This is a genomic window from Nonomuraea terrae (assembly GCF_044465245.1).
Classification (GTDB): Bacteria; Actinomycetota; Actinomycetes; order Streptosporangiales; family Streptosporangiaceae; genus Nonomuraea; species Nonomuraea terrae.
In genome coordinates this window covers 571664-586098 of record NZ_JBITLL010000005.1, presented here as the reverse complement: position 1 = coordinate 586098, position 14435 = coordinate 571664, and the positions used below count along the sequence as shown (strand labels likewise).

At 72.7% G+C, this 14435-nt stretch carries 10 protein-coding genes; 7 read left to right on the top strand and 3 right to left on the bottom strand.

Annotated elements, in window-relative coordinates; genetic code table 11:
• Positions 1-6: 6 nt before the first annotated feature.
• Positions 7-870 (bottom strand): NAD(P)-dependent oxidoreductase, encoded by an 864-nt coding sequence (locus tag ACIBP6_RS26475; RefSeq protein WP_397056293.1) that lies wholly within the window; start codon positions 868-870, stop codon positions 7-9.
• A gap of 186 nt (positions 871-1056) precedes the next feature.
• Here ACIBP6_RS26475 and ACIBP6_RS26470 point away from each other — a divergent pair, with 186 nt between their 5' ends.
• Positions 1057-1998: a metallophosphoesterase gene (locus ACIBP6_RS26470; RefSeq protein WP_397056292.1), complete on the top strand. Its 942-nt coding sequence runs from the start codon at positions 1057-1059 to the stop codon at positions 1996-1998.
• Between the two features lie 41 nt (positions 1999-2039).
• Here the strand turns inward: ACIBP6_RS26470 and ACIBP6_RS26465 are convergent, their stop codons facing one another.
• Positions 2040-3986, bottom strand: coding sequence for a twin-arginine translocation signal domain-containing protein (locus ACIBP6_RS26465; RefSeq protein WP_397056291.1), 1947 nt, complete (start codon positions 3984-3986; stop codon positions 2040-2042).
• Positions 3987-4105: 119 nt separating this feature from the next.
• Between ACIBP6_RS26465 and ACIBP6_RS26460 the strand changes: the two genes are divergently transcribed.
• The 5 genes from ACIBP6_RS26460 (at position 4106) to ACIBP6_RS26440 (ending at position 12572) form a co-directional block, all read left to right on the top strand.
• Complete coding sequence (locus tag ACIBP6_RS26460) at positions 4106-6067, top strand: hypothetical protein (RefSeq protein ID WP_397056289.1); 1962 nt, start codon at positions 4106-4108, stop codon at positions 6065-6067.
• Between the two features lie 441 nt (positions 6068-6508).
• The gene (locus tag ACIBP6_RS26455) at positions 6509-7462 is read left to right on the top strand and encodes a hydroxyacid dehydrogenase (RefSeq protein ID WP_397056287.1); all 954 of its coding nucleotides are present in this window, start codon (positions 6509-6511) and stop codon (positions 7460-7462) included.
• A gap of 96 nt (positions 7463-7558) precedes the next feature.
• Positions 7559-9520, top strand: coding sequence for a hypothetical protein (locus tag ACIBP6_RS26450; protein ID WP_397056285.1), 1962 nt, complete (start codon positions 7559-7561; stop codon positions 9518-9520).
• Between the two features lie 65 nt (positions 9521-9585).
• Positions 9586-11586, top strand: a complete 2001-nt coding sequence (locus tag ACIBP6_RS26445) for a ligand-binding sensor domain-containing protein (RefSeq protein WP_397056283.1) — start codon at positions 9586-9588, stop codon at positions 11584-11586.
• Between the two features lie 314 nt (positions 11587-11900).
• Positions 11901-12572: a histidine phosphatase family protein gene (locus ACIBP6_RS26440; protein ID WP_397056281.1), complete on the top strand. Its 672-nt coding sequence runs from the start codon at positions 11901-11903 to the stop codon at positions 12570-12572.
• A 2-nt stretch (positions 12573-12574) separates the two neighbouring features.
• Here the strand turns inward: ACIBP6_RS26440 and ACIBP6_RS26435 are convergent, their stop codons facing one another.
• Complete coding sequence (locus tag ACIBP6_RS26435; protein ID WP_397056279.1) at positions 12575-13105, bottom strand: uridine kinase; 531 nt, start codon at positions 13103-13105, stop codon at positions 12575-12577.
• A gap of 75 nt (positions 13106-13180) precedes the next feature.
• Between ACIBP6_RS26435 and ACIBP6_RS26430 the strand changes: the two genes are divergently transcribed.
• Positions 13181-14338 (top strand): CaiB/BaiF CoA transferase family protein, encoded by a 1158-nt coding sequence (locus tag ACIBP6_RS26430; protein WP_397056277.1) that lies wholly within the window; start codon positions 13181-13183, stop codon positions 14336-14338.
• Positions 14339-14435 lie beyond the last annotated feature (97 nt).

The following is a 14435-nucleotide window of genomic DNA, read 5'->3' as shown; positions in this document are numbered from 1 at the left end:
CGAGCTCTATTCGAAGCTCGCGTGGTAGGTGGCGCACATGTCCTCGTCGCCGTGCCCCTGGGCCTCGGCGCGGCGGAAGCGCTCGCCGGCCGCCGCCACCACGTCGAGCTTCACCCCGGCCCGCTCGCCCGCCTCGACGATGAGCCGGGTGTCCTTCTCGGCGTTGCGCACGGTGAAGCTGGGCGTGAAGTCGCCCTCCAGGATGGCCTTCGACTTCGTCTGGAGGTAGGCGTTGTCCAGCGGCCCGCCGGAGAGCACCTCCCGCACCAGGGCGGGGTCGAGGCCGAGGCCGCGGGCCAGGGCCAGCGACTCGGCCACCACGGCGGTCAGCGAGATGGCGTAGCTGACCGTCGCCATCTTCAGCTTCGTGCCGGCCGCGCTCGCACCGTTCTCGTCCAGCCAGAGCGTCCGCTGACCGAGGGCGTCGAAGACCGGGGTGAGCGTCTGCCTGGCGGCCTGCGGCCCGGAGGCGAGGATGATCAGCGTCCCCTGCTCGGCGGGCTGCTTGGTGCCCTGGACCGGGGCGTCGACGTACGTCAGGCCGTGCCCGGCGGCCAGCGCCGCGAGGCGCCCGGCCGCCTCGATGCCGACCGTGCTCATCTGCGCCCACACCTGCCCGGCCCGCAGGCCGGAGGAGGCGGCCGTCATCGCGGCGTGCACCGCGTCGCCGTCGAGCAGCATCGTGATCACCACATCGGCGCCCCGGACGGCGTCCGCCGGAGAGCCCGCCACGGTGGCGCCGTCGGCCGCCAAGGGCCGGGCCCTGTCCTGCGTACGGTTCCAGACGGTGACCTGCATGCCGGATTTGAGCAGGTTGCGGGCCATGGCGGCGCCCATGATCCCGGTTCCCAGCATTGCGACTGTTGTCATGGATTCACCCTACGATCGCCCTCCTGCCGCACCGCGCGGGGACACGGCGGTGGCGTGCGACCTGGCGGGCTGTCCTCGGACGACGTGGCGAACCATGATCATGGCCCCGTTACGCGAAGTTCACCGCCCGTCCAGCTGGGGCCTGGACGATCTCCGGCGAGACCCTCGACGGATTGGACTCGCCTGATGAACGCACTGTCCAAGGTGCTCTGCGCCGCGCTCACCGTGTCGCTGGCGGGCGCAGCCCCCGCGGCCGCCGGCGCCGAGCACCGGCACGACGGGCCGGCCGGGCACAGCAGCGCGGCGTTCTCGTTCGGCCTGATCGCGGACCCGCAGTACTGGAGCGGCCCACCTCAGGGCACCCGGTACTACGCCGACTCCCTCCGGAAGCTCGCCGAGAGCGCCGCCACGATCAACGACGCGAACGTCGGCTTCACCGTCCAGCTCGGCGACATGGTGGACCGCGACCCCAGGAGCTTCGAGGAGATCCTGCCGGTCTTCGAGCGGATCCGCGGCCCCCGTCACAGCGTGCTCGGCAACCACGACTTCCCCGGCCTGTCCAGCGAGGAGGCCGCCGAGCGGCTCGGCATGAGCAACGAGTACTACGACTTCACCTACCAGGACTGGCGCTTCGTCGTGCTCGACAACAACGACGTCTCGCTCTACGCCAACCCGCCCGGCTCCCCGGACCACGTCAAGGCCCAGCGGCTCATCGACGAGCTGCGGGCGAAGGGCGCGATCAACGCCCAGACGTACAACGGCGCGCTCGGGGACGAGCAGATGGCCTGGCTGAAGGCCACGCTCGCGGACGCCGAGGCGAAGGGGCAGCAGGTCATCGTCCTGGGGCACATGCCGCTCGCAGGCGGTGAGACGGAGGACGCCCTGGACGCCCCCGAGGTCCGGCAGGTGCTGGAGTCCCACCCCAACGTGGTGGCCTACCTCAACGGGCACTACCACCCGGGCGCGTACGAGGTCGTGGGCGGCATCCACTACGTGACCCTCAAGGGCATGGTCGAGCAGCCGTACCCGGCCAACTCGTACGCGGTGGTGACCGTGCAGGAGAACCGGATCCGCATCAACGGGTACGGCCTCCAGCAGGACCTCGTGCTCGTCCCCCGCTCGCACTGACCGGCGCGGCCGGGGCCCGGTCCAGGCCCCGGCCGTCACCGCTACCTGCCGTCGATGGCGACGCGGACGAGCTCGCGGCCGCGCAGCGCGTAGAGCGCCCGGCGCGACGGGTCCAGGGCCATCTTCGGCTCGGCGCCGAACCAGTCGCCGGCCAGCCCCTCCACGATCGGCCGCACGGTCCACCTGACCAGGTCGATCTTGTAGATCGCGGCCCCGTCGGTGCAGTACGCCATCCGCCCGGTGACGAACAGCTCGCCGCCCTTCGCCCCGACCGCCAGCGTCCGGGTGACCTTCCTGCGCAGCAGGTCGAACTCGAACACCTCGCCCGCGAGGGTCATGCCGTACAGGGTGACGGTGCCGAACGCCAGCGAGGAGATCCGGGTGGCGCCGGGCACCGGCTCCACCTCCCACAGCAGCTTCCTCCTGACCAGGTCGAACGCCGCCAGCCGGGCCGTGGTGGTGACCGGCGGCAGGCCGAGGCCCTCCTGGGTCATGGTGCCGAGGTAGGCGACGCCGCCCCGGGCGACGACCGAGTAGACCGTCTGGCGCTCCACGATCGGCCGGTACGTCTCGTAGGAGCCGGTGCGGGGCGAGTAGAGGGACAGGGCGCCGTTCATGTGGCCGGGCTCCGGCTGGCTGGGCATGACGATCAGGCCCGTCGCCTTGTCGTGGGCGAGGTCGCGGGGCCGGTCCTGCTGGTTGCCGGTGCGGGCGAGGAGCCGGGCCTCGGGCTCGCCGGGGCGGTGCGCGTACAGGGCGGCCTGGGTGTAGACGCCGAGGTAGTTGACGCCGTCCACGGTGAGCATGGTCTTCGGCTCGCCGGCGATGCCCAGCCTGGTGGTCTGCCCGGTGGCGATGTCGTGGATGTCGGCGCCGTTCTTGCCGCCGACGTAGACCCGGCGGCCGTCGGAGTGCACGGACATCGGCGCTTCCGGGGCCGACTTCAGCCCGCGCTGGACGAGGTCGACGTAGTCGAGCGAGCCGGTCGCCGGGTCGTAGACGAAGACCGCGCTGTCCTGGATGCCGTAGACACGGCCCTCGTGGGCGAGCAGGCGGTGGGTGAGCGCCTCGAAGTACGGGACGCCGAGCACCTCCAGCTCCCGGCTCTCCAGGTGGTAGCGGTAGAACGTGCCCGACGGACGGCCGGCGAAGTAGACGTAACCGTCGTGGATGAGCACCGCGACCGTGTACTTCTCGCCGGGGGTGGTGGCCTTGACCACCGTGTACGTCTCCGGCGCCGCCTTGTCCAGCACGACCAGCTCGGCCAGCGAGTTCATGCCGCCGGCGATGTGGGTGTCGGAGATGTTCATGCTGGACACCCAGTCGCGGTCGGCCAGCTCCTCCGGCAGGAGCTCGCGCTTCTCGCCGGTCACGCGGTCGATCGCGATCAGGTGGGCGTTGGCGCCGATCCCGGCGTAGACGTAGCGCTCGTCGGCCTGGATGCTGCGGACGTACTGCTCGCCCGGGGCGGGCTCGCCCAGGTCGCGGCCGGCGCCGGTGGCGGGGTCGTACTCCACGACGCGGCCCGGCTGCGAGGTGCCCAGGTAGACCTTGCCGTCGGGGGCGGCGCACATCGTCCAGATGTACTCGTCGGTGTATTCGGCGACCTTGGTGACCTGGCCGGAGACGGTGTCGAGGCGGTACAGGTCCGAGCGCGCGTGCGTGGCGACGTAGACGTCGGTGCCGACCTTGCACATGGCCCAGACGCCGACGCCGGTGGGGATGTCGTAGTGGGCGATGACCTTGTCCTGGCCGAGGTCGTACGCGGCGACCACGTTGGGGGACAGGCCGCGCGAGCCGACGTAGAGCACGTCGCCGACGAACTCGCCGTTGCCGAGCGGGCTGGCGACGCTGGCCGGCCCCATGCCGGTGATCGTGCCCTCGGGGCCGGGCGGTGCGGTGGCGCGGGCGTGGGCGGGCTGGGCGGTGAGGGTCGCGGCCGCCGTGGTGACGGCGGCGGCCTGGAGGAAACGGCGGCGGGGGATCATGCGCGGGCTCCCTGGTGACGTTTTCGCCGCACGGTATAACGGGCCCGTCCGTAATGTCCAGAGTCGTTGACTTGGGCGTCTTTCCGAAGTTACGGTCGGGGCCAAAATGGAGGTGGTCCGTGATCCGATCCGTCATGATCGCTCTGGTGGCGCTCTTGCCCGCACTCTTCGCAGGACCCGTCGCCCACGCCGCGGCGACCTGCGACGCCCCGGCCGTGGAGCGGTTCGGCCCCGCGTCGGTCACCGGCGCCATCGTCGGCGCCGCCGTGCACGACGGGCACGCGTACGTCGTCACCCGCGGGCTCAAGCCGCCCGTCCTGGCCGAGATCGACCTCGCCACCCGGAAGGTCGTCAGGAGCGTCACGCTGCCCGACGGCCCGGCCGCCGGCGAGCCCGAGGGCGGCTGGGCCACGGCCGTGTCCGGCGGCAAGATCTACGCCGGCACCTACCCGGTGCCCGACCTCTACAGCTTCGACCCGGCCACCGGGCAGGTCGAGCACGTGCGCTCGTTCGGCCGCAACGGCGGGTACATCTGGAGCCTCGCCGCCGCCCCCGACGGCACCCTCTACGCCGGCACCTACCCCGACGGGCGCGTCTGGGAGTACGTGCCCGCCACCGGCGCCGTACGCGACTTCGGCGTCCTCACCCCGGGCGAGCGGTACGTACGGGCGGTCGCCGCCGACGCCGACTTCGTCTACGCGGGCCTGCTCGACAAGGCCAAGCTCGTCCGGATCAGCCGGGCGGACGGCACGGTGCGGGAACTGGCGACCGGGCCCACCGGGTTCGGGTTCGTCGCCGAGCACGCCGGCCGGGTGCTCGCCACCTCCGGGAACACGCTGATCGACATCGGCAAGGACGGCACCGGCGAGCGCCGCGTCGCCCTGACCGAGGGCACCCTCGACGTGCTGACGACCGCCGCCGACGGCACCGTCTACGCCACCTCCCGCCCCGACGGCGCCGTCCACCGCCTGCGCCCCGGCGACGCCGCGTTCACGAAGATCGCCGAACCGCCGTCCCAGGGAGACGAGACCAGGCGCGTGCAGCTCCTCGACGAGCACACCCTGCTCGGCTTCGCGGGCAGCGGCGGCATGTGGTGGCTCGACCTGCGTACCGGCACGTCCGAGCTGGTCGACCTGATCGACGCGGGCCTGCCCAGCGGGGCCGAGCGCCCGCAGAGCATGCTCCTCGTGCCCAACCGGGCCGTGTACGTCGGCGGCCACTTCTCCATGGAGGTCCGCGACCTGCGGACGGGGGAGAAGCGCAGGTTCCGGATGCCCGGCGAGCCCAAGGACCTCGTACGGCGCGGCGAGAAGATCTACGCCGCCATCTACCCCAGCGGCCAGATCGTCTCCGTCGACCTGCGCACCGACGAGGTGCGCGGCGTCGGCTACCTCGGCCACGGCCAGCAGCGTCCGTGGGACATCGAGTACGACGCCGTCACCGACCAGCTCGTGGTGGCCAGCGCCCCGCTCGGGGCGAACCTGGAGGGCGCCCTGTCCGTGGTCGACCCCGACACCGGCGAGATCGACGTCTACAAGGGCGTCATCCCGAACCAGAGCCTCATGAGCCTCTCGGTCGACCCGGAGGGCGGCGTCGTCTACCTCGGCGGCGACGTGCTCGGCGGCGGCGGCACCCCGCCCGTCGCGACGTCCGCGTCCGTCGCGGCCTTCGACCTGACCAGGCGGGAGGTGCTCTGGCAGGTGGACCCGATCCCCGGCCACCGCACCTTCCAGGACGTCAAGGCGCACGACGGGCTGCTGTACGGCGTCTACAAGCGCGACTCGGGCACCTGGATCGCGATGGACCTCGCCACCCGGGAGGTGGTGCGGCGGGGCAAGCTCTCCGGCTACGGCGAGCTGACCGCCCACCGGGGCAGGGTCTTCACGTCCGTCTTCTTCGGCGGCGGCAACGCGTACGAGCTGGGTGCCGAGGCGAAACTCCTGGCCACCGGTCTCGGCGACGAGTGGTACACCAACCCGCAACTCCACTTCGAACCCGGCTCCTGGAAGGCCTGGGCCCTCGCCGGCCGCGACCTCGCGCGCCTCACCCTCGACCCCCGCTGCCCCGCCATCACCCCCTGACTCCGCCGACCGCCGGTCGGCGCCGGTTCCGCTGTGCAGGCCCGTCGATCTGGCGATCGGCGGGCCTGCACAGCGGCCGGGCGCGCGGTAGCGGCCCGGCCCTGGATGTGAGGGAAGGCGGGGACCGGGCCCACGCGGACGAGGTTGTGGGGACGCACTCCCGGACGGCGTGCTGAAGGACCCGGTCGGCATCGTCCGCAGCGCCCTCGACGGGGTCGAGGCCGGGAAGATCCGCCGACGGCTGCGGGGCGAAGGCTCCCCGCGCCGGCGACCCGCACCTCTTCGTCCTGGGGCAGTCTGCCGCCGGGTGACGCGCCGCCGCCCCGCAGGAAGCCGCCGCCTCGGATCTGGGATGCTCGGCCCTGTGTCCCGGCGTCCGGGTGCGCGGACCCGCGTCCGGACCGCCGGTCTCCCCGCCCGCCCCCGTTCGAAAGGACTCCCATGATCGCTCTCTCCCTCACGCCTGAGTTGCGGGAGATGTTCCTGCCGTCGCCGATCTGGGATGACCTGGTGAGGCGCGGGCCGATCGTCCCGCTGGAGGAGGCGGAGGTGCTCGTCACCGGGTGGGAGACGCCGCGGCTCGACGCCGAGGCGCTGGCCCGGGCGCCGAGGCTGCGGCTGGTCGCGCACACCGGCGCCGCCGTGGGCTTCCTGGTCAGCGACGCCCTGTGGGATCGCGGCATCCGGGTCACCCAGACGGGGGCGGCGATGGCGCCCGCCGTCGCGGAGGTGGCGCTCACGTTCACCCTGAGCCTGCTCCACCAGGTGCACCGCTTCGACCACGCCCTGCGCTCGGGCGCGAGCTGGGAGAAGGCCAGGGCCGCCGCGCGGCCGGCGCGCGAGCTGCGCGGCAGCGTGGTCGGCGTGGTCGGCGCCTCGCGCACCGGCCGGGCGTACCTCGAACTGGTCCGCCCGCTCGGCGCGAAGCTCCTGCTCGCGGACCCGCTCGTCGACGCCGCGCAGGCGGCGGCGCTGGGAGCCGCGCTGGTGCCGCTGGACGAGCTGCTGTCCCGCAGCGACGTCGTCGCCCTGCACGCCCCCGCCATCCCCGCCACCCGCCACCTGCTCGGACGCGGGGAGCTGGCGCTGCTGCGCGACGGCGCGGCGCTGGTGAACACGGCCAGATCGTGGCTGGTCGACTCCGGCGCCCTGCTGGACGAGCTACGCGCGGGCCGGATCGACGCGGCGCTCGACGTCTTCGACGAGGAGCCGCTGCCGCCCGACAGCCCGCTGCGTGCCCTCCCGAACGTGCTGCTCACCCCGCACCAGGCGGCGGCCACCGTGGAGGGGCACGAGCGGCAGGGCAGGTCCACGGTGGACGAGATCGCCAGGTTCCTGTCCGGCGAGCCCCTCCAGCACGAGATCACCAGGGAACGGCTCCGCTGGACGGCCTGACATTTCCTGATATCGGGCGGCTCCGTAACCTGTCTCTCTTGACGCGGCAATCGTCGCGATCTAGGTTTCGGTCTTAGCCGAAATTAGGGGAATGTCGTGAAACGTGCGTTATTGGCGCTGCTCCTGGTCCTGACGGTGTGCGCGCTGCCGGGCACTTCGTACGCGGACACGGAAGAGGAGAATCTCGGCCAGCCCATCGCCAACAGGATCCTCTCCCAGGAGCAGTCCCAGGGAGTGGACGCGGACGGACGCCCGCAGGCGTACTGGGTGACCGCCGGGAACTCCTACATGAACGCCATGTTCCAGGCCACCGACATCCGCTCGGGTGAGGTCGTCTTCAAGCAGCGCGTGCCCGACGGCGGGACGGACAGCTGGGCGAACACGTTCTCCGCCGCCGACGGCACCGTCTACTTCGCGATGACCAGCGGCCAGATGTACCGCTGGAAGCCCGGCGACGCCGCGATCACCTCGCTCGGGACGCCGTTCCCCGGCGAGGGCGTCTGGCGGCTGGCCGCCGCCCCCGACGGCGTCGTCTACGGCGGCACCTACCCCGGCGGGCTGCTGTTCTCGTACGACCCGGGAACGGGCGAGTTCACCGACCACGGGCAGATCGTCCCGGGGGAGACGTACGGCCGCGCCCTCGCCGTCGACGACACCTCCGTCTACTTCGGCACGCAACCGCGCGCCAGGCTGGCCAGGTTCGACCGCGCGACCGGACAGGTGGAGCAGATCCCGCTGCCCGCGGAGTACGGGACGAGCGAGGTCGTCTACGACATGACCCGCGCCCGCGACCTCCTCCTGCTGCGCGTGCAGCCCTCCAACGACCTGCTGTTCTACGACACCGCCGGGAAGACGTTCGTCAACGTCGTCAAGGGCATCAGCGCGCGGGCCGTCTCCACGCCCGACCCCACCGGCAAGTACGTCTATTTCCGGATCGCCGCCGACGGCATCGTCCAGTACGACCTGGACACCCACACCTACGCCCCGGTGGGCTGGGGCCCGAACGCGTTCCCCGGCAGCTGGGCCTGGATCGAGCTGAACGACCCGGACTTCCCCGGCAGGTCGCTGTCCATGACGTACTACTACGGCCGGATCTACATCTGGAACCCGCAGACCGAGAAGACCCGCTACCTGGGCGAGTCCGGGCTCGAGGGCTCGGCCAACCCCATCCAGGCGATCGGCGCCGGCCCCGGCGGCGAGGTGTACGCCGGCGGGTTCCTCTCACCGCCCGGCATCAGCCGCTTCGACCCGGCGACGGGCGCGTACACGCTGCTCTCCTCGGGCGGCCAGGTCGAGGGATTCGGCCGGTACGGCGACCACGTCGTCTACGGGCGCTACCCCAACGGTGAGCTGCTCGACTACGACCCCGCCGAGCCGTGGGCGTACGGCACCAACCCGGCGCCCGTGACGATCGGCGAGGAGCAGGACAGGCCGCAGGCGTTCGTCCAGGTCGGCGACCGGGTCGCGGTGGGCAGCGTGCCCAAGTCCGGCCGGCTCGGCGGCGCGCTCACGCTCTGGGACCCGCGGAGCCGCGCCCTGGACGTGCACCGCGACGTCGTCCCCGGCCAGAGCGTGGTCTCCCTGGCCACCCGCGACGGGCTCGTCTACGGCGGCACCTCCATCCACGGCGGCTACGGCATCGATCCGGCCGCCACGAGCGCCCGGCTGTTCGTCTTCGACCCCGTCCGGGGCGAGGTCCTCTCCTCGGTCGTGCCGGTCGAGGGCGCCCATTCGGTCAACGCCCTGACCGTGGACGCCAAGGGCCGGATCTGGGGCCTGGCCGACGGACACCTGTTCACCTACCTCCCCGAGGCGAAGCGGGTGACCAGGGCGGCCGCCCTCTTCCCGCGCCAGTCCTCGCGGTACGGCGCCGACCGGGCCCTCGTCTTCCGGGGGAACGACCTGTACGCCGCCATGGCGGGCTCGCTGTGGCGCATCGACGTCCGTACCTGGAAGGCGACGGCCCTGGCCGGGGACGGCGTCTCCCAGCTGGTCACCGGCGGCGACGGGCACCTCTACTTCTTCCGGGGCACGGAGCTGTTCCGCCGGCGGCTCTGATTTTCGGCCCCAGCCGAAACCGAAGAACCATTGACGGAACCCTCGATGGTTCCTAGGTTTCGGTCATGACCCTAATAAGAAGAGCGTTAGCCGCCGGCCTGGCGGCGCTGCTGCTGGCCGGGCCGGCCGCCCCCGCGCACGCCGACGACCGGGTGACCGACCTGGGCGTCCCGCTGCAGGACGTCCTGCTCATCGGCGGCACCGTCGCCCCCGGACCGGCCGGCGACCCGGTGATCTGGTCCGTCTCCTCCGGATCGCCGGCGCACCTCAACGCCGTCGATCCCGTCACCGGCGCCGCGGCGGCCCGGTACGACCTGCCCGGCGCCGACGGCTCGTGGGCGGTGACCGCGACCCCCGACGGCAGCGTCTACACGGGCACGTACGGCGCCGGCCACCTCTACCGCTGGACCGGCGACGGCGGCGTCACCGACCTCGGCCGCCCGATCGCCTCCGAGAGCTTCATCTGGTCGGTGGCCGCCGGCGAGGGCGCGACCGTCTACGGCGGCACCTACCCGGGCGGGCGCCTGTTCGCCTACGACCCGGCCACCGGCGTGCGTGACTACGGCCGGATCTCGCCCGACCACGTCTACGTGCGCAGCATCGCCTACGCCGGCGGCAAGATCTACGCCGGCACCGAGAACCCCGCCGCCGTCTTCGAGGTGGACGCCGCGACCGGCGCGATCGAGCGGCTGCCCGCGCCGCCCGGCATCGACCTGACCGACGCGTGGGCGTACGACGTGGACGTCGTCCAGGGCCACCTGTACGTCAGGTTCGGCAGCGCCTTCCCCGGCCCCCTGCACGTGTGGGACATCGCGGCGGGCGCGTGGGTGGACGTCGTCGAGGCCGCCCACGGACTCGACGTGTCACCGCCGGACGACCAGGGCGGGGTCTACCTCATCAAGGGCGGCGAGCTCGTCCGCTACGACCCGCGCACCCGGGAGACCACCTCCACCGGGATGCCGTTCACCGGCCGGGTGGCCAACGCGCGCGGCATCGGCTGGGCCGAGCTGAACCTGCCCGACTACCCCGGCAAGAGCCTGGTCGGCCTGCTCTGGCGCGGCATGATGTTCCGCTACAACCCGCAGACCGGGGCGCGGGAGTTCCTGCAGTCCGGCGTCCAGGGCGAGCCGATCGACATCACCGCCATCGCCGAGGGCCCGGACGGCCGCGTCTACACCGGAGGCTTCCTCAACGGCGGCTTCGCCGCGCTCGACCCGCGGACCGGCGAGCGCGAGGAGTTCCACACCTTCAGCCAGACCGAGGGCCTGGCGGCGCACGACGGGAAGCTCTACGTCGGCGCCTACCCCGACGCCCGCGTCTACGCCTACGACCCCGAGCTGCCCTGGCACAGCCCCGAGTACTCGCCCAACCCCGACCCCGGCGCGGCGGAGAACCCGGAGCGGCTCTTCGACCTCCACGCCGACAAGCAGATCAGGCCGCGCGCCCTGGCCTCCGCCGGCCGCTACCTCGCCGCCGGGACCATGCCGGACCTCGGCCACCTCGGCGGCGTGCTGGCCCTGTGGGACCCGGAGACGGGCGAGCTCAAGCACTCCGAGCGCAACGTCGTCCAGGACCAGAGCATCGTCTCCCTCGCCTACCGCGACGGCGTCCTGTACGGGGGCACCTCCATCCACAGCGGCCAGACCGCCACCCCGCCCACGCAGCCGGAGGCCAAGCTCTTCGCCTGGTCCGTCAAGCACGACCGGCTCCTGTGGGAGCTGGTCCCGGCACCGGGCAAGCCGGCCATCCCGGCGCTGACGTTCGACGACCGCGGGCGCCTGTGGGGCATCGCGGGCGGCACGGTCTTCGCCGTGAACGTCCAGGCGCGGAAGGTGGCCACCAGCGTCACGCTGTCGGCCGGCGCCTCCACCAGCGGCGAGCTGGCCTACAACCCCGCGGACCGGCTCCTGTACGGCGCGCACGCCGGCCAGGAGCTGTTCACCCTCGACCCCAGGACGGAGAAGCAGACGGTGGTGCGCCAAGGGCCGGTGAGCCAGCTGGCGGTGCACGGGTCCGGCGACGTCTACTTCGCCGAGGGCGCGAACCTGTTCAGATACCGGCCCTGACAGACCGGCCGGGCGGCCGGTCCGTCAGGCAAGGCGACCGGGACAGGATGTCAACGGCGAACGGGGGGTCCACGGAAGCGCAGTGTGAGGCGCACCCGGGGCTCCGCCGGGTCCCACGGGTCCGGTCCAACAGGTGCGGGCGGCCCCGTCGCACCCACCGGCGCCGCACCCCGGCCGGGGTGCGGCGCGGAGCTGCCCGTGCCGCTGCCCGATCGCCGCGACCTGGCGCGCGAGCGGACGCCGTCGGGCCTGGCGCCGAGGCCCCGACGATCTCGGCAGGGGACACGCCCGCGGCCGCGTGTGAGGATGGGGGCATGGGTCCCACCCTGATCATGGCGGTACGCCACGGCGAGAGCGAGGCCAACCTCGCCCACCGCGAGGCCGGCCAGGCGCCGCTGGTCTACGAGCGCGGCGACGACCAGGTGACCCTGACGGAGCTGGGCCGCGCGCAGGCCGCCGCGCTCGGCCGGCTGCTCGCCGCGCTGCCCCCGGACGAGCGGCCCGAGCTGGTGTGGTGCTCGCCCTACCTGCGCGCGCTCCACACCTGGAAGCTCGCCCAGCAGGAGTGGGGCACCGCGCCGCTCCCCGTCACCGTGGACGAACGGCTGCGCGACCAGGAGCCAGGGCGGTTCGCCGGCCTCAACCCGGCGGCCGTCGAGCAGCGCTTCCCCGAGGAGGCGGCCCGGCGGCGGGCCGAGGGCGCCTACGCCTACCGTCCGCCGCGCGGCGAGTCGCTCGCCGACGTCGTGGTCAGGCTCCGCGGATTCCTCGCCGACCTGCGCGAGCGGGCCGGCGGGCGGCGGGTGCTGATCGTCGCCCACGACTCGGTGGTGCTGGCGCTGCGCCACGTCATCGCCGGAGCGCCGGACGCGGAGCTGGCCGCCGTGCTCGACTTCGCGCCGGTGCTGAACGCCTCGGTGTCCGTCTGGCGCACCGACGGCGGCCGGTTCGAGCTCGTACGCTTCAACGACGTCGCCCACCTCTGACGTCAGGTCGTGACCACCAGGTCGGCCCGCTCCCGCGTACGATCCGCGGCGAACCAGGCGCGCTCGGCCGCGAACCACTCCCGCCAGCGCGGCTCCAGCTCCGCCCCGTCCCGCTCCAGGACACGGCCCAGCCGGACGGGCTCGGGGGCCTCCACCCAGACGGTGTACGCCAGCAGGCCGGCCACCGACGTGCGCGCCGTGCCGACGCCCTCGATCACCAGAGCCGGCGCCACGGGCACCGTCACGTGCCCGCCGTACGCGCCGCGCACCCAGTCGTACCTGCGGAAACCCCCTGGAAGCCCCCGTTCGAGAGGGCGCAGCACCTGGGTCTCCAGCAGGTGGAACCAGCCGCCTGGACCTTCCTCCCACGGCACGGGGAAGTCGTCGCTGTGGATCACCTGGCAGCCCAGCGCCGCCCCCAGCCGCCCGGCGAACGTCGTCTTGCCCGACCCCGCCGGGCCGTCGACGGCCACCAGGCGGACCGGGCCGCACGAAGGAGGCAGAGCCCTGATGCGGCAGGCCAGGTCGTTCACCGGACCCAGGGTAGAGGAACGGAAACGGGCAACTGAGAGAATGTTCTTTCACCAGACACGAGGAGGAGGCTGATCTTGCTCGGACCCCTCGATGGCATTGTCGTACTCGATCTCTCCAGGGCCCTGGCGGGCCCGCACGCCGCGCAACTGCTGGGCGATCTGGGCGCCCGGGTGATCAAGGTGGAGCACCCCGACGGGGGTGACGAATCGCGCGGCTGGGGGCCGCCGTTCGTCGGCCCGGACCACGACATCTCCACCTATTTCCTGGCGGCCAACCGTAACAAGCAGTCCATCGCCGTCGACTTGAAGTCGCCCGACGGCAAGCGGCTCGTCGAACGCCTCGCCCGCCAGAGCGACGTCCTGGTCGAGAACTTCCGCACCGGTGTGCTCGACCGCCTCGGCTTCTCCGTCGCACGCCTGCACGAGCTCAACCCCCGCCTCGTCATCCTGTCGATCACCGGTTTCGGCCACGACGGGCCCGAGGGCGGCCGTCCCGGCTACGACCAGATCGCCCAGGGCGAGGGCGGCCTCATGTCGCTGACCGGCCCCTCACCTGAAGAGCCCACCCGCGTTGGCGCCTCCATCGCCGACCTGCTGGCCGGCATCCACGGCGCGTACGGCGTCGCCGCCGCCCTCTACGAGCGCGAGCGCACCGGCAGGGGACGCGTCGTGCGCACCTCGCTGCTGGCCGCGATCACCGGCGTGCACGCCTACCACGGCACCGCCTGGACGGTCGGCGGCCAGGTGCCCAAGGCCAACGGCAACCACCACACATCCATCACCCCCTACGGCTCCTTCCGCTGCGCCGACGGCATGCTGCAGATCGCCGCCGCCAACGAGGGCCAGTGGCGCAAGGTCGCCGAGCTGCTCGGCATCGACCCCGAGACGCCGCGGTACGCCACCAACCGCGACCGGACGGCCCACCGCGACGAGCTCATCGCCGACATGGAGAAGGCGCTGGCCGCCCACGACCGCGGTCACTGGCTGGCCCGGCTGGCCGAGGCGGGTGTGCCCGCGGGCGCGATCAGGTCGATCGACGAGGTCTACTCCTGGGATCAGACCCGTTCCCAGGGGCTCGTCGTCACCGTGGAGCATCCCGTGCTCGGCCCGATCGAGCTGCCGGGGCCGCCGCTGCGCTTCGACGGGCTCGACGGCGTCCGGCACACCGCGCCGCCCGTGCTGGATCAGGACGGCGAGGCCGTGCTCGCCTGGCTGGAGGAACGCGAACGGTGATCCCGGACGACGATGCCCGGCGTGGGAGAGCGTACGATGATCGGCAATTCGCGGCGCCGCCCCGAGCACTCGTGCGTCACCATTGCCTCGTTGGCTG

Coding starts and splice junctions, on each gene's coding strand:
- ACIBP6_RS26475 (WP_397056293.1), bottom strand. CDS start 870: ATGACAACAGTCGCAATGCTGGGAACCGGGATCATGGGCGCCGCCATG.
- ACIBP6_RS26470 (WP_397056292.1), top strand. CDS start 1,057: ATGAACGCACTGTCCAAGGTGCTCTGCGCCGCGCTCACCGTGTCGCTG.
- ACIBP6_RS26465 (WP_397056291.1), bottom strand. CDS start 3,986: ATGATCCCCCGCCGCCGTTTCCTCCAGGCCGCCGCCGTCACCACGGCG.
- ACIBP6_RS26455 (WP_397056287.1), top strand. CDS start 6,509: ATGATCGCTCTCTCCCTCACGCCTGAGTTGCGGGAGATGTTCCTGCCG.
- ACIBP6_RS26445 (WP_397056283.1), top strand. CDS start 9,586: ATGACCCTAATAAGAAGAGCGTTAGCCGCCGGCCTGGCGGCGCTGCTG.
- ACIBP6_RS26440 (WP_397056281.1), top strand. CDS start 11,901: ATGGGTCCCACCCTGATCATGGCGGTACGCCACGGCGAGAGCGAGGCC.